Origin of the sequence: Flammeovirga pectinis, assembly GCF_003970675.1 — a bacterium.
GTDB classification, from domain to species: Bacteria; Bacteroidota; Bacteroidia; order Cytophagales; family Flammeovirgaceae; genus Flammeovirga; species Flammeovirga pectinis.
In genome coordinates this window covers 3209957-3225690 of the sequence record NZ_CP034562.1, presented here as the reverse complement: position 1 = coordinate 3225690, position 15734 = coordinate 3209957, and the positions used below count along the sequence as shown (strand labels likewise).

General features: G+C 30.3%; 12 protein-coding genes. 2 read left to right on the top strand and 10 right to left on the bottom strand.

The window, feature by feature from the left end; all coding sequences use genetic code 11:
* The first annotated feature begins 164 nt into the window (after window positions 1–164).
* On the top strand, window positions 165–1802 hold the full coding sequence (locus EI427_RS12920; protein ID WP_170178459.1) for a transcriptional regulator: 1638 nt from the start codon (window positions 165–167) through the stop codon (window positions 1800–1802).
* Between the two features lie 52 nt (window positions 1803–1854).
* On the opposite strand, the gene metE is transcribed toward EI427_RS12920, so the two are convergent.
* Entirely contained in the window at window positions 1855–4176 is a 2322-nt protein-coding gene (gene metE / locus EI427_RS12915; RefSeq protein ID WP_126615276.1) for a 5-methyltetrahydropteroyltriglutamate--homocysteine S-methyltransferase, read from the bottom strand.
* Between the two features lie 156 nt (window positions 4177–4332).
* On the opposite strand from metE, the gene EI427_RS12910 reads away from it, so the two are divergent.
* Window positions 4333–4794 (top strand): Lrp/AsnC family transcriptional regulator, encoded by a 462-nt coding sequence (locus EI427_RS12910; RefSeq protein WP_126615274.1) that lies wholly within the window; start codon window positions 4333–4335, stop codon window positions 4792–4794.
* 100 nt (window positions 4795–4894) lie between these two features.
* On the opposite strand, the gene EI427_RS12905 is transcribed toward EI427_RS12910, so the two are convergent.
* From EI427_RS12905 to EI427_RS12865, 9 genes are all read right to left on the bottom strand, one after another.
* Complete coding sequence (locus EI427_RS12905; protein WP_126615272.1) at window positions 4895–6361, bottom strand: RagB/SusD family nutrient uptake outer membrane protein; 1467 nt, start codon at window positions 6359–6361, stop codon at window positions 4895–4897.
* A gap of 21 nt (window positions 6362–6382) precedes the next feature.
* Window positions 6383–9409, bottom strand: coding sequence for a SusC/RagA family TonB-linked outer membrane protein (locus EI427_RS12900; protein WP_126615270.1), 3027 nt, complete (start codon window positions 9407–9409; stop codon window positions 6383–6385).
* 409 nt (window positions 9410–9818) lie between these two features.
* Window positions 9819–11039 (bottom strand): hypothetical protein, encoded by a 1221-nt coding sequence (locus EI427_RS12895; protein WP_126615268.1) that lies wholly within the window; start codon window positions 11037–11039, stop codon window positions 9819–9821.
* A gap of 4 nt (window positions 11040–11043) precedes the next feature.
* Window positions 11044–11538 (bottom strand): hypothetical protein, encoded by a 495-nt coding sequence (locus EI427_RS12890; RefSeq protein ID WP_126615266.1) that lies wholly within the window; start codon window positions 11536–11538, stop codon window positions 11044–11046.
* A 35-nt stretch (window positions 11539–11573) separates the two neighbouring features.
* Window positions 11574–12620, bottom strand: coding sequence for a hypothetical protein (locus EI427_RS12885; RefSeq protein ID WP_126615264.1), 1047 nt, complete (start codon window positions 12618–12620; stop codon window positions 11574–11576).
* 439 nt (window positions 12621–13059) lie between these two features.
* On the bottom strand, window positions 13060–13359 hold the full coding sequence (locus EI427_RS12880) for a hypothetical protein (RefSeq protein WP_126615262.1): 300 nt from the start codon (window positions 13357–13359) through the stop codon (window positions 13060–13062).
* Window positions 13360–13463: 104 nt separating this feature from the next.
* Window positions 13464–13625, bottom strand: coding sequence for a DUF2256 domain-containing protein (locus tag EI427_RS12875; RefSeq protein WP_126615260.1), 162 nt, complete (start codon window positions 13623–13625; stop codon window positions 13464–13466).
* A 4-nt stretch (window positions 13626–13629) separates the two neighbouring features.
* Window positions 13630–14268, bottom strand: coding sequence for a flavin reductase family protein (locus EI427_RS12870; protein ID WP_126615258.1), 639 nt, complete (start codon window positions 14266–14268; stop codon window positions 13630–13632).
* Between the two features lie 23 nt (window positions 14269–14291).
* The gene (locus EI427_RS12865; RefSeq protein ID WP_126615256.1) at window positions 14292–15392 is read right to left on the bottom strand and encodes an FAD-binding domain-containing protein; all 1101 of its coding nucleotides are present in this window, start codon (window positions 15390–15392) and stop codon (window positions 14292–14294) included.
* Window positions 15393–15734 lie beyond the last annotated feature (342 nt).

Genomic DNA, 15734 nt, shown 5'->3' with positions numbered 1-15734 from the left:
ATGAGATTTTTTTGTTTGGATATCTCAAATATGGTGTATAAAATATGTTACTTCTGTAAGTTGTATATAGACTAGATATAGACAGGAGAATGTTTTTAGTGAAAATTTACTGTACAAACCTCTTAATTTTCTCATATTTAAGGGGTAAAGCAAACTTTTTTATTATGACGACTATAGACAAAGTGATTTTTAAATTAGCTTCAGTCATTTTTTTGATATTCTTTTTATTTACAAATTCAGAAGCACAGAACACAACTGTTTTACTTTCTGAAATAAATAATGAATGGAGTCTTATTTTTAATAAATCGAAAGATTTAGAACTAAATGAGTTGATAATAAATCAAGAAAAAATTGCAGCAGAAAGCCTCAGAAATAATGATACTTTAGGGATCGTAAATGCCTTTAATAAATTGGGAGGGGTGTATTGTAATCAGGTAAATTATGAGAAAGCGTACTCTTATTATTGGGATGCATTATTATTAGCAGACCAGATACATGAAAGAGAAGCTACTGCCAGAAGTTATATTGGTTTAGGTATTTTATATAGTTTGTACGAAAGGAGAGAAGATGCCTTAATATATTATATGAAGGCATTGGTTATTCATCAAGAATTAGTAAATAAAAATAAGAAGTATATACAAGGCCTAAGATCAAACTATTTTCAGATTGCAGTACATTACCGTTATGAAAACAATGTAAAAGCGGCAAGATCTTATTTAGAAAAAAGTAGAAAATTAGCTTTTTTTCAGAAAAAAAATGTACTCTTTATAGATGCAGAAGAAGGCTATTTGAATATTCTAGAAAGGAAATATAAAAGAGCAGAATATATATTATTGCCTTTAGAAGATGAAATAAAATCTACTACTCCAGCTTACACAGTTGTGTATTATTCTTTATTAGGCGATTTATATAAAGGAATGCAACAATTTAAAAGGAGCACTTCTTATTATTTGTTAGCAATAAAAGCAGCAAAAAGTTACAGAAAACATTTAAATTTTATTCCTGATATTTATAAAAAACTATCTTCTAATTCCACAGCTTTAAAACAACAAAGTAATGCTACTTCTTATTTATTTTACGCTCTTACTTTAGAAGAGCATTTGTATAGTAGTAAAAGCACTAAAAATCAGTTTTTATTTGAGATAAAAGATAAATACAGAAAAGTACAAGAAGAACAAAAAACGCTACAATTAAAACAAACTTTACATCAACTTAAACAAGATGAAAAAATCTGGTTTTTAAAAACGATTCTTCTAATTACCTCCATATTATTAATAGTCATAATTGCTATGGTATGGGCAAGAACAATTAGGAATAAGCACAAAGCAGAGCGTTTATTATTACAACAACAACGTATTTTAGAGGTGAAAAGTAATACAGAAATAATGGCTGTTAAGAATAAAGAATTAACAGGATCGACATTACAGTTAGTAGCTAAAGATGAATTACTTGTGTCTATAAAAGATAAATTAACCTTTTTATATCAAGAAAATAAGTTGATAGATATTAAAAGGTTAATTAAAGAAATTGATTTAAATAAAGACCAAAGTTGGTTAGCTTTTGAAACTCGTTTTAATGCTGTAAATAAAGAATTTTATAAAGTTCTGTGTTCTCAATATCCTAATCTAAAACCCTATGATTTAAGAATATGTGCTTTAATAAAATTAGATTTTACAACTAAAGAAATGGCAAAACTTTTAGGGATTTCTGCAGAGAGTGCTAACACTTCAAGATACAGATTAAGAAAGAAGCTGAACCTAAACAAAGACGTAAATTTAGCAGAATTTATCCGAGCTCTTTAAAATAAAAAAGAGCAGTCTTAGAGGTACAAAAACTAAGACTGCTCAATTTATTTTATGCTAAGACTGTAAATAGTTTTCGAGCTGTAACTGCTGCTTCAACCATTTTTTCTAATGCTTTTTTTGTTTCTGGCCAATCTCTAGTTTTTAAACCACAATCTGGATTTACCCATAATTGTTCGGCAGGGATATGGCGCTTTGCTTTGTCGATTAAATCAACCATTTCGTATTTTGATGGTACTCTTGGGCTATGAATATCATAAATACCAGGCCCAATATCATTAGGGTAATTAAATGAGGAGAAAGCATTTAAAAGATCCATTTGTGAACGTGAGCATTCAATAGTAATTACATCGGCATCTAAATCAGCAATACTTTTTATAATATCATTAAATTCAGAATAACACATATGTGTATGTATTTGTGTCTCATCTTTTACACCACAACTACTTACCTTAAAAGCATTAACAGCCCATTGTAAATAAGCAGACCAATCTGCAGTTCTGAGTGGTAAACCCTCTCGAATGGCAGGTTCATCAATCTGAATAATTTTAATGCATGCACTTTCTAAATCTAGGACTTCGTCTCTAATGGCTAACGCAATTTGCGTACATGTTTCACTTCTTGGTTGGTCATCTCTAACAAAAGACCATTGTAAGATAGTTACCGGACCTGTAAGCATTCCTTTAACATGTTTATCGGTACAGTTTTGTGCATATTTAGTCCATGCAACAGTCATAGGATTTGAACGAGAAACATCTCCAAAAATTATTGGAGGTTTTACACATCTACTACCATAACTTTGAACCCATCCAAAACTAGAAAAAGTAAACCCATCTAGCTGTTCTCCAAAATATTCTACCATATCGTTTCTTTCAAACTCTCCATGTACAAGAACATCTAAACCTATTTCTTCTTGAAGCGAAATAGTTCTTTTCGTCTCTTCTTCTAATTTACTTTGATATTCTTGAGCAGATAAGTTGCCTTTTTTAAATGCAGCTCTCCATTGTCTTACCTCTTTTGTTTGTGGAAATGATCCAATTGTAGTAGTTGGATATAGTGGTAAATCTAAAGCCGCTGTTTGGAGTATTTTTCGTGTTTTAAAAATGTGGTTTCGCTGTGCATCTTTAAGTGTTAATTGATGTACCCTTTCTTTTACTTTAGGTTGATGAATTATAGTAGATTCACTACGTTTTTGCAATGTATTTTGATTGATAATATAGCTTTCTTCATTTAGATAATCATTTGATAAAATAAGTTGCTTTAATGTAGAAAGCTCTGCTAGTTTTTGTGTAGCAAATGATAACCAAGGAAGTATATTTTGATTTATTTTAGATGTTTCCGTTTCCAAATTTAGATCACAAGGAACGTGTAAAAGAGAACATGAAGGAGCGATATAAATACGTTCCTTTCCTACTTTATTAATAACGGTAGATAGTGTTTGGAGAGACTTTTTATAGTCGTTTTTCCAGATATTTCTCCCATCAATTGTTCCAACAGAAAAATGAAGTGTAGTTGGAATATCCTCAGTAGAAAAAATATCATTTATTTGTTCGCCACAACGAGTAACATCTACATGTAAGGCATGTATTGGCAATTGCAAAACAGTAGAAAGATTGTCTCCATAACAATCAAAATAGTTGGCCAAGAAGAGCTTTAATTTTGGTGTTTTTTGTGCAAAGTAATTGTATGCAGTAATGATTTTCTTTCTAATAATAGGACTACTATCTAATGCTAGACAAGGTTCATCGAACTGTACATATTCAGCACCTAATTTATTTAATTCGTTTAATAAATCAGCATAAACAGGAAGTAGCTTATCTAATAAATCAAGGCAATTAAAATCGTCATTTTTAGCTTTACCAAGAAGCAGAAAAGTAACAGGACCAATAAGTACAGGCTTTGTTTTTATTCCTATGGCTAACGCTTCTTTAAATTCATTAATTACTTTAGAAGAGAAGAGAGAAAAATCTTGGTCTTTGGTAAATTCTGGAACGATGTAGTGGTAGTTTGTATCGAACCACTTTTTCATACTCAAGGCTTTTACATCTAAACCATTTTTTTGAAAACCTCTAGCCATAGCAAAATAAAGGTCAATAGTAGAAAGATTGCCTTGCTGTTGTAAAGTTTTAAAACGTTGAGGAATAGCACCAACCGTAAATGCTAAATCAAGCACTTGATCATAAAGAGAAAAATCATTGGATGGAATTATATCAATTTGATTTTCTTTTTGTAAAGTCCAATTTGATAGACGAATCTCTTTTGCTTCGGCTAAAAGTTGAGCTTCATCTAAAGTTCCTTTCCAGTATCTTTCAACGGCTTTTTTTAGTTCTCTTTTACTGCCAATTCTTGGGAATCCTAAATTTGTTGTTCTCATAGTGTTATTAGTTTTAAATTCTATGCAAATCTAGTGATGGTAGTTTTCTATTCTTGTTTGTAATTAAAATATAGAAAATAAAACTACATATAATTATTTGGTAGTATATTTACCTATTGATCGTTCTATTAAGCAAATGAAACAGAAAAATATTCTATGAGAGATTTAGATAAAATGGATGTAAAAATCCTTCGTCTACTACAAGAAGACTCAGATATCACTACAAAAGAGATTGCTCAGAAAATTCATTTATCAACTACACCAGTGTACGAACGTATTAAAAAACTGGAGCAACAAGGGTATATCAAAAAGTATGTAGCAGTACTTGACAGAGAAAAGTTAGATAGAGATTTGATGGTTTTTTGTAATATCACTTTAAAAGAACACAGTAAAGCCATTGGGCATCAATTTGTGAAAGATATCCTTTCTTTAAAAGAAGTAACAGAATGTTATAATGTATCTGGAGACTATGATTTCCTTTTAAAAGTAATGGTAAAAGACATGAGGGCTTACCAAGATTTTGTACTGAATAATTTAGGAGAAATTGAAAATATTGGAAGTGCACACAGTACTTTTGTGATGGGAGAGATTAAGCAATCTTACGAAGTCCCTTTATAATAGTAGAATGATTTTAGTAGCATTTAGAGTAAATATAAAGAGATTCCATTAAAATAATGAAATCTCTAAAACTATATTCTTCTCTATTCGATTTTATATTTTAATACCCCCAGTTATTACCTTCTGATTGTAAAGTTGGGTTAGCATTCATTTCTCTTTCAGGAATTGGGAACCAAGCTTGTTGGCCAGCTCCGTCTTTACCTCCATCAATCGTAGGATCTTCTGAAGATTCAATTTTTCCAGTTGTAAGATTGTAAACATTGATCATTTGTTTCGTTCTACGAAGATCCCATAAACGATGCCCTTCATAAGCAAGTTCTTTTGCTCTTTCGTTCCAAACATCTTGTAATGTTACTGTTGTAAAAGGGATGTAATTTTCAATTCTTTTAGCTCTTAAATCATTAATTAATTGTGCAGCTTTAGCTGGATTTGTTTTTACAACAGCTTCAGCATGAGTAAGAATTATTTCTTCGATACGCAACAACTTAGGAGCAGTTAAAGATTTAGTGTTTTTATAAGTATAGAATTTGAAAATTCTAGGAACAATCATATTTAATTTAGTATTGTCTTCATTAATGATTGCAGCTTCACCGATATTTTCAGATGATTTCCAACGAATATCTTTAGAAACATCACCAAATAATGTTCCATCAAGAATTTTAGGATTTGCTACAAAATCACCATAACCTGCATAAACAGAATTCCATAAGTATAACCCAGCAAAGTTATCACTCCCTTGACTTTCGTCTGTTTCAAATTCTAATTCAAGAATTGTAGCATCACCACCAGATTTTTGGAAGTAATCTAGAAATAAATCTTTTTCAACTATAGAATATTGACTTTCTAAATCAGTAGCAATTTTATCAATTTCACTAAAGTTAGTAGCTTCTTTAGATACATCTAATTCAATTTCAAATAAAAGAGCTCGTACTTTTAATGCTAATGCAGCATTTTTAGAAGGCAAAGTTTTACTAGATCCTGTTATTAGCTTTTCAGCTTTATCTAAATCAGAAAATACTAAACTAAAAAGGTCTTTTCTATCAGCTTTCCCTGGTGCCATATCTTTAGCAACATCTAAAGAATAAACATCTTCAGTAATTAAAGGAACAATTCCATATGCTCTTAATAAATCTAGGTAACAAATTGCTCTTACAAAATGAGCTTGACCTAAAGCATTAGAACTTTCAGTATCTGAATTAGAAGATAATGAACTATTTATAACTCTATTAGCATCAGCAATAGTAATATAAATATAGTCGTATGTTCTATAACTATCTGTATTTCTTGTGGTTGGGTTTTTTTGTAGCTTATACTGATCGTCAAAACGACCAGAGCTATTATATTGTGAAATTAAATCAGTACCAATATCTCCCATTCTGATAAAATCAGCACCATAATAAGCAGTTCTCTGGAATCTATCAAATAAGCCATTGATAAGATCTTGTGGAGGTAAGTCTGCGGCATCTATTGTTTCAATATTTTGTTGTGGCTCAACATCAAGATTACAACTTATAAAAGAGGCTGAGAGTAATATTGCTACTACTATATTTTTATTAAATAATTTCATAGTAATGTATATAATTTCTTATTAAAATTTTACTGATAATCCACCTGTGAATACTCTTCCTTCTGGATATTCAAAAAAGTTTTGACCATGTATTGGTACTGTAATAGGAGTCATTCCAGAGTACGAAGTCAATGTGTATAAGTTTTGGGCAGAACCATATATTCTAACAGAACCAAGTCTTAATGTTTTAATCCAAGTAGAAGGAAAGGTATACCCTAAAGTGATATTTCTTAGTGATAAGTAACTACCATCTTCTAATTGTCTATCAGAATTTTTACTTGCACCATATGCTCCCCATTTGGCATAATCAGCAACGTCTCCATCTTTTTTCCAACGGTTAACAGAATAACTATATCCTTCTTGATTTCTATTTTTTGAATAGCCATCGTTATCAGTATAAACATTACTGTTTCTCCATATTTTTCCACCTTGAGAAAAAGTAAGGAAAATAGATAGATCCCAATTTTTATATTTAAAATTGTTAGTTAATCCACCTGTGATTTTAGGACCTGCTTGTCCACTTTCAATTCTTTCAGCTTTATTATAATCTGAAGTTGCCCAACGGTTATTACGTTTATAATATCCACTTTCTCCAGCATGGTCTTTACCGTCATTAGTATACCATGAGCCATCTCCTGATTTAGGATCAGCACCAGCCCATTCTCTTAAATAAAAAGTATTGACAGCAGAACCTACTCTTGATATTCTTGCTCCTGAAATAATGTCTTGACCATCTAATTTTAATATTTCATTTTTATTAATACCGATGTTAAATGATGTAGACCAAGTAAAATTAGTTTTAAGGATATTTGTTGTTGTAAGAGCAAATTCCCAACCTTTGTTTAGAATAACACCTAAATTTTGTTTACCAGATGTAAATCCACTAGAGCTAGATAAAGGTCTGTTTAATAAAATACTTTCAGATCTTTCTCTATAATAATCAACATTTAACGTAACGCGATCAACTAAAGAAATATCAAATCCAACACCAAGCTTTTTTCTAACCTCCCAACTTAAATCAGGGTTTTCAATTTGTCTGTAGGTTCCTGCACTTTTAGATTGATATCCATAATAACTGTATAAACCTCTGGCATCAAAGTTACCAATATTAGCATTACCTGTTGTTCCGTAAGAGCCTCTTAATTTGGCAAGAGTAATCACATTGTTATCAGCTAAGAAATCTTCTCTTGATAAATACCAAGAAGCTGAAGTAGACCAGAAAGTACCCCATTTTTTATTTCTAGCAAATTTTGAAGAACCATCACGCCTTGCCGAAAAAGTTGCATAATACTTGCCATCATAATTATAACTTAATTGTCCTAAATAAGACATGTATTTATATGAAGTCTTATATCCTGAAGCATCTTTATTTGCAGCTGAATTATCTAAATTTTCAAGTCCAACTGGAATGTTCTCACCATAAGAATATGATCTTTTCTTATTATTTACCTGATATTCAAAACCAGCAATTGCATCAATATTATGAACATTACCAAACGTTTTTGAGAAGTTGAATATAGAGTTACCTAAAATAGTAGAGTTAGATGTGGTTTTATCTGACTTATAACCACTATATGCAGCACCATCATATGATAAAGGAGATCTATAGTTTTCTCTTTGAGCATTTTGATAATTTACAGAACCTGTTTGTTTAAATGATAACCAATCAGCAATTTGATATTTTAATGAACCTACTAATTGAGTACTTACTTGCCCTATAACAACTTTATTTCCCTTTTCAAGGTCATATAAGAAGTTAGCATCTGATGATCCTCCTTTTATTCTAGGTAATAGTTCTCCATTACTATCATAAGGAGATAAAGTAGGTAATTGCATATAAGTTGCTAATAATGGAGAAGAATATCCACCACCGCCACTAGCATCTTGTTGATCTGTATAACTTAAGTTTGTTGAAATGTTAGCTGTTAAACGCTTATTTATTTTTTGATCTAAATTTAAACGTAATGAATATCTTTCGAAGTTAGACCCTACTAAAATTCCTTCATTATTCATATAACCAGCAGAAGCATAGTACTTAGTATCTTCATTACCACCGCTCATTGTTAAATCATATGATGAAATTCTTGCTTGTCTAAATGCATGTTCAGACCAATCTGTATTAGAATAAATTGGATTGCCTTTACTATCAACTGTTACACCAGGTATTTGAGAATAGTAGTCTTCAGGTTTACCTCCATTTTTATTTGCTAATGCTTGTGCTTGTGAATCTACAAATTGATCTGCATTCATTGCTGACCAATTGCCTTTATTTACAATAGAAATTCCTTGGCGAGTATTGAATGTTATCTGGGGTTTTCCAGTTTTACCTCTTTTTGTTGTAATTACAATTACACCATTGGCAGCTCTTGCGCCATAAAGTGAAGTAGCAGCAGCATCTTTTAATACTTCTACGCTCTCAATATCTTCTGGATTAATCATTGAAAGAGGATCTCTTTCAGCTTCACTTTGTGAAGAAGAATAATTAATATCTTCTCCATCTTGGATAATACCATCAATGACGTAAAGTGGATCAGAAGCAGTATTACTAATAGAACCTTGGCCACGGATAATAATGTTTTGTTTAGCCCCGGGTTGACCAGAATTACTAGAAATATTTACACCAGCAGCCTTACCTTGTAAAGAACTTGTTACTGAAGGTGTAACAACATCAGTTACATTTTCTACTTTTGTAGAATTAGAAGAAACATCGGTTTTTGCATAACCCATAACTGTCACTTCTTCAAGTTCTTCAGCGTCAGCTTCTAAGCCTACATTAATTGTAGATTGATTTCCAACAGTAATTTCTTGCGTTTTAAAACCAATAAATCGATAAACGATAACATCGGTAGGAGAGACATTTAATTTATAGTTACCATCTAAGTCAGTAATAGAGCCGTAAGTAGTTCCTTTTACTAATACAGTTACACCAGGAAGTGCTTCGCTTCCTTCTTTCACAACACCCGATACTTCCTTTTTGCCTTGAGCACTAGCATCGTATGCAAGAGCGGCAAGAAAAAGAAATAAGAATGCGAATATTCGTTTTTTCATAATTAATAGAAATGTTAGTCTTTTTTTAAGCACAGTTGTCTGCTATGCACGTACCTTTTCGTTTTAACAATTGAAGTAATCCTTATTTAGATTGAAGATTGAGAGAGAACTTCTAGAATAATTGAAGAGATAGTAAAAATGACTGGTTGATTAGGTTTAAATAAAATTTCACAGTTAGATGACATTTAGAAATTGAGGTTGGCTAAAAAAATAGAGTTAATAAAATTTAACTTAATTTAAAAAATATAGCTGTAGCATTAGGAGATTTGTAAAATAAGTGGTTTAGATGTGTGTTGGTTGTAATTATTATTAAAAGGTTAGCATAAAAAAAACCACCTCAAAACTATCATGTTATGAGGTGGTTTTTGGAAAAGTAAATTTAGACCACTTATTAATAAAAAATATTTGACTACATATAGCCAGAACCTTTACTAGTTACAGTAACTTTATTAGGATCTAACTTAATCATATTTATGATTTGTCTTAATTTACGAGCTTTATCATTAAATGAGCCAAACATTGAGTTTGTGGTTGTTTGAGAAAAGGCAGAGTCTTTTTGAAAAGATTTTTCAATTTTATCTAGATGACTAATTCCTTTATCATACTCACCTTTAACTAAATACCCTAAAGCACAGTTTAAGTGTAAACCATCAGCAATTTCAGCATTAATTTCTGCCTTTTTATCTTCGTAATTAGCATCAACTAAAACTTTTTCCCATACAGGAATTGCCTCATTAAAAAGAACCTTTACATCACTTAAAGTTGTTTTTTTCTTTTTACTTAAAGTGTACATTTTTTTAATTGCATCAGATAAATTTTCTTGAATCTCTTCAAGCTGATCTGCCGATTTATGACGACTTTTTGCAGCGTAAATAGATACCATATAAGGTTCAATTCTAGTTGTTAACTGTTCCTTAGTACTTCTGATGGCATATTTTAAAGAATATTGAAGTAGCCATTTTTGCTCTTTGTCTACAAACTCTTGCGCAATAGCTAACTTTGAATCTTGAGATATAGCTTTATTGATACCTGATTTAAGACTAATGTTTGGAATTAAATCAGCAGCTGACAGATGAAGGTATTTTTCATTAGAGATATCTTTCTGAAAAATAATTTTATCACCTTTTTTGAATGTAAGGATTGCAGGCGATTCAATAAATAAAGCAGTATCATTCCCTTTCATTCCTTTAAAGCTATTAGTTACTTTAACGGCTTTTGGTTGAACGACCTCATAAGATATAAGAAGTTTAGGATCATTCCCTTTTCCAACAATAGACTCACTTAAATTGAGATAACCCTGATATTTATAAAGTGTATCTTCTTGTGCTTCAGTAATAATATCTAGTTCAATTTCTTGATCTGACTTGTCAGGAAAGTCGTTTCGAAGTTGTTTGAATTCTTTATTAGGAAATTCCTTTAAAATAGTTTTTTTCTCACTTTTAGTAATAGGATCAATAGATGTAATCAATTTAGTTCTTTCTATTCCTCTTACATCATTGATAACGTCTAATAAAGGTGCAAATTCAAAAGTTATATTTGCAGCAGAAGCACTTGTTCTCTTTTGAGCAAAAGTAAGTGTACTACATAAAATTAATATAGACGTCAGACAATATAAATTTGTATATTTCATAAGTTTAATTATAAATTGTATAATTATTACCATCTTTTACAAGACGAAAAGCTTTAATTTCTAAATTAGAATCTCCTTCAAGGAAATAACCTTCTTTGGTTACAGGGTCTTTAGAAATCGATTGACCTTGAAGATAAACTGTATAATCTATTCTTTCAGATACGTCATAGCTACAAGAAATTTTGATCGTATAAACCCCATCTCGAAGTTGTTTTCCAATATATTTCTTATACTCAGCATACCCACTTACAGTTGCTTCAGTAAATTCACCATCTGAATCAACATCATTTTCATGATAAGCTTCTAAGAATAGATATTCAATATCAACAGATTCAGTAATAGTAGCATCACCTACTTTCCATTCTGCAAAGAATTCAATTCCTTCAGAATCATTATAAGTAGCTAACCCATCAGTTAGAGGTTCTTCTTCTTCTACAGTACAGCTAAAAATTAAGCACATAGAAATAAGACCGATCAAATATGAACGTAAGTTTGTCATAGTAATAAAAATTAAAATAATATTAAATTAAAAAATTAATTAGAGATAGATGCTTTATATTTAGCAAGTCTTCCCTCTCTAGCATTGATAAGGCTTTTGTACTCTGAAATAAAACTTTTGTTAGAATATTTATCTGCTAGTCTTAAGTATTCTCTACATTTATCAAAATCGTTTGCCCAAAAACTTAGAATAGCGATATTTCCAGCTAAATATGCACCAGCTTTTTTGTTTAATCTTGCCTTTTTGTTCTTCCAATCAACTTGTTCAAGAAGTGCAATATATTTTTCAATTACAGGTCCTGATTTTTCATTAAAATCAGCCCCTGCAGATCCTTTTTTAGGAAGAATACTTTCTAAAGCTGTTTGCATTTCTAAACCTATGGCATTAACATCATCATAATTCTTTTTCTTAGTTGTTTTGATATTTAAAACGCTTACCAATTTAGACTTAGATTGAAAAGCGTAGTTATCAGTTAATGACTTACCATATGCACCTGAATTTGTGTTAAGAGCACTACTTCTTAAGCTAGAGATAAAAGAAGTTTTGTTTTTTTTGTACCATTCATAACGATCATTTGAATTTTTAAATTCTGGGCTAGTTGCTAATTTATAATCATTAGAATTATTGATGTAGCCATCTTGAATTTTCTCTCCATTTACTTTTAAAGAAAAATATAAAGGATATTTATACTGTAAATCATATACATAATAATTTACCTTAACTTTTTCTTCACCTCTTTTTTCTTCTTTTTCAATTGTTCTAGATTCGAAAGAACGATTATAGAAATTTTGAATTTCAACAAATAATTCAACAGGAGCACCCTCTTCAACTAGCTTGTAACCTGCTATTCGGGCATTTTTTTCCAATGTACTTGAAATTGCAGATCTACTTTCACCAGCGTTTAAAGAGCTAGGAAGCTTAATGTTTCTCGAATAAGTAGTAATATCAGAAGGAAGTGGATTACCAGGAAGCTGAATGTAATTTACTTTTACACTTTCTTTCTTTAAATTTTGTGCAAATAAAGATGTACCATTCATTATACAGAATGAAAGGATTAAGCTAGTTAGAATAAGCTTTTTCATTAGTTTTTAATTTAAAAATTTTAACAATAGTATAGAATATAAAACCTTAAGTATGGTTAAATTGATCACGAATGTCTGTTCTATAATAGAATTATTATAGGACTTTTTTTTGAAATTTTTTGAAATATCATATTTCATTAGTCAGATGAAATTTCACAATGTCCCACAGAACGTGCTTAATTCACATTAAAATAAAGTAGTAATTTTTTGTTGAAAAATAATATAGACCTTTAGTTATAGACCTTTAGTTTTAGTTTAAAAGTATAGTATTCTAAATCTATAATCTATTTATTTAAATATCAATAAAAATTTATTTTTCCGCATAAAAAATAAAAAAAGTTAAATATAAACTATGTAAAATTATATTTTAATACAAAAAAGGCAATATATATATATACTATACATTGCCTTCTTTATAATTTTTTTTCTCGAAAAGAGATTAGCCTTTCTTAAAGTAGTTAGGATTTTGTACTAAGTACATTTCTGCATCCTCGGCAGACATTCTAAATTTTTTCATTAGAAGTTCAACCTCTGCAGTGTTCACCTTTCTCGGAGCAGCTTTCTTTCTTGCTGCAGTTGCTTTCTTCTTTGTTTCCTTATTTTTTTTCTCTCTAGCTACTGATTCTTCTACTTCAGCAGTTACTACAGATCCGCTTCCGTCACAACGCACCAAGTGACTGACAAATTCTGCATCATTAATTCTACCTTTACATCTAGGACAAGTTCTCGTCGACGCCATATTTTGATATTATGATTTTTATGAGTGAACACAAATATAAGTCAATTTTTAGCGAAAAAGTTCTTTAAAAACGTAGATTTTAGAAACATTCAATAAATTGATATTTATATACAACTTTTTATCAAATTATTGGTTTTTGATCGGTTTCGCCTACATTTTTCACTGCAATATTTTACTTCATTCCAAACTTTACTCCATTTTTTTCTCCAATTAAATGGACGATCACATACAATACATTTTTTTTGAGGAAGATGCTGTTTTTTCATTGTATTATAGAGTACTTGTATTTATACAATTTTCTACTCTAGCATAAGGGAACGATGCTAGTTTATTAAAACTGTAATATGTGTTTAGACCTGAAATTCCTGCACTTTCACTTTTTTCTAAGTCTATATATCCATTTGTGTCTATACATTCGTCATTTATTTGGATATACTCAATTTCTCCTATTATTAATGATGTTCCATTTAGAGGAATTGGTATTTCTTCTTTAAAGAGTAGTCCAATTTTTAAGTGACTCTCTTTTACAAAAGGAGCAGTAAAACCTTCTATATATTCTGGGGTGAAATTACATACATCAAATTCCGATATACCTTTTTCAAATTTAGCAGACGTTTTATGGGCATTTTCTATACTACTTATTGGAATATGATTAATAGTATAAGAACCCGTTTCTTTTATATTTTGTAACGTATGACGGGGTACTTCCTTCGAAGGTCTTGTAATAAAACCAAGTAACGCGGGATCGCTTCCAAGGTGAATCACTGAACTGAAAATTGCTAAATTCTCGTTTCCTTCTTTATCTTTTGTCCCTATCAGATTACCAGGCTTAATACCCGTTACGGAATTTACAAGGTTTAAACGATAAATACGATTGGCGTTCTGAATATCATTTTTAGATAATTGCATAAATTTAGATGGGTTATATAAGTTTACTGAACTACATAAATTTCTTTCTTAACTTTTTTCCAAAATTTAAAAAATGAAGAATAATTTCCTTTAACATCAGATATCCAATCTCTTTCTTCTCTATTTCCATGATAGTGTGATGTTGTAGGATGTTCTTTATAATAAATAGTAGAAGCCCCTAATTGTTTTTGTAGATCAGTAAATTCTCCCACAAACAGCTGAATATTATCTATATTTTCACTCAAGTCAATAATAAATTTAAGCGACTTATTACTAATAGGATATTTATTAAAGTGAGAAGGTTCTAATAGGAGTATTCTGTTTCCTTGTAAAGTACTGTTCCATGTTGGATCTAACTGATAACTATTGTAAATAAAAGTAGGAATGGATTCATCTATAGTTAAGGGGTTTGTTTTAGGTAATTCTGTTGTTAAAGTGAAAGGAACACAGTTTAATAAGTGTTTAGGTGTATTTATTTTTTCAAAATCTTGATAAGTAATATCTAGAAAAGTATCCTCTTGCGTAGAATGGCAGTATTTATTTATATTGGCTTGATTTGCAATGTACTTCTTATTACTGTTTGCACCAGCTACCCATTGCCAACTTAAAGCATTACTTGCCCAATCGGCATCTAGTAAATGATAATACATCCATTTTGCAGGTAATAACCAATGTGCTTTTCCAACATTACAAGAGAGCATTGCTACATACATTCTCATATGATTGTGCATGTAACCCGATTCTTCTAATACATTTATTCCTTTATCAATAGCTTCAATTCCAGTTTCAGCATCAGAGAGTGCTTTTGGTAATTTATAATGATCTACATCAGGTTGTGGGTGCTTTAAATCAAAATCAATATGCTCTTTCTGGTCAATCCATATTTGCTGCCAATAGTCTCTCCATGCTAATTCTTGGATAAATTTTTCAGATTTATAAAAATCATAACCCTTTCGCATTAAGTGATCTAAAACCTGTCGAGTAGAAATAACACCTCTAGAGATGTACGGAGATAAATAAGAAACACCTCCATCTATATAATTTCTAGATCCGCCGTATTTTAAAGGTGAAAATTGATCTATTTGGTCTAATATATCAGCGTATTTTGTAGAAAAATGATGCATAAGATTGTTGGGTTAAAAGTCCTTTTTTATACATCGATAATTGTTTGTCACCTTATTTTGTTTTGCTTTTTGAGTGATTTTAATTGAAAATATCACTCAACTTCATATTTATAACGTATCATTTAAAAAAGAATATTAGTGTATTAAAGTAGTGTTATTTGTGTAGTAACACTTCTGTAAAATAGCTTTTTGATTCACTTTTAAAACCACTCAAATTGATGTAATGAATATTGTTATGAGCCTTGCTTTTGGGTACTACTAAATGTTTTTATTTTAAATATTGGACCTAAAAGTCTCTATTTTTTATAATGTCTATGCAGTTTGTGACAAAACTTGATTTTT

Excerpts from the sequence above, each read along its gene's own strand:
- EI427_RS12920 (WP_170178459.1), top strand. The coding sequence starts at position 165 with ATGACGACTATAGACAAAGTGATTTTTAAATTAGCTTCAGTCATTTTT.
- metE (WP_126615276.1), bottom strand. The coding sequence starts at position 4,176 with ATGAGAACAACAAATTTAGGATTCCCAAGAATTGGCAGTAAAAGAGAA.
- EI427_RS12910 (WP_126615274.1), top strand. The coding sequence starts at position 4,333 with ATGAGAGATTTAGATAAAATGGATGTAAAAATCCTTCGTCTACTACAA.
- EI427_RS12905 (WP_126615272.1), bottom strand. The coding sequence starts at position 6,361 with ATGAAATTATTTAATAAAAATATAGTAGTAGCAATATTACTCTCAGCC.
- EI427_RS12900 (WP_126615270.1), bottom strand. The coding sequence starts at position 9,409 with ATGAAAAAACGAATATTCGCATTCTTATTTCTTTTTCTTGCCGCTCTT.
- EI427_RS12895 (WP_126615268.1), bottom strand. The coding sequence starts at position 11,039 with ATGAAATATACAAATTTATATTGTCTGACGTCTATATTAATTTTATGT.
- EI427_RS12890 (WP_126615266.1), bottom strand. The coding sequence starts at position 11,538 with ATGACAAACTTACGTTCATATTTGATCGGTCTTATTTCTATGTGCTTA.
- EI427_RS12885 (WP_126615264.1), bottom strand. The coding sequence starts at position 12,620 with ATGAAAAAGCTTATTCTAACTAGCTTAATCCTTTCATTCTGTATAATG.
- EI427_RS12880 (WP_126615262.1), bottom strand. The coding sequence starts at position 13,359 with ATGGCGTCGACGAGAACTTGTCCTAGATGTAAAGGTAGAATTAATGAT.
- EI427_RS12875 (WP_126615260.1), bottom strand. The coding sequence starts at position 13,625 with ATGAAAAAACAGCATCTTCCTCAAAAAAAATGTATTGTATGTGATCGT.
- EI427_RS12870 (WP_126615258.1), bottom strand. The coding sequence starts at position 14,268 with ATGCAATTATCTAAAAATGATATTCAGAACGCCAATCGTATTTATCGT.
- EI427_RS12865 (WP_126615256.1), bottom strand. The coding sequence starts at position 15,392 with ATGCATCATTTTTCTACAAAATACGCTGATATATTAGACCAAATAGAT.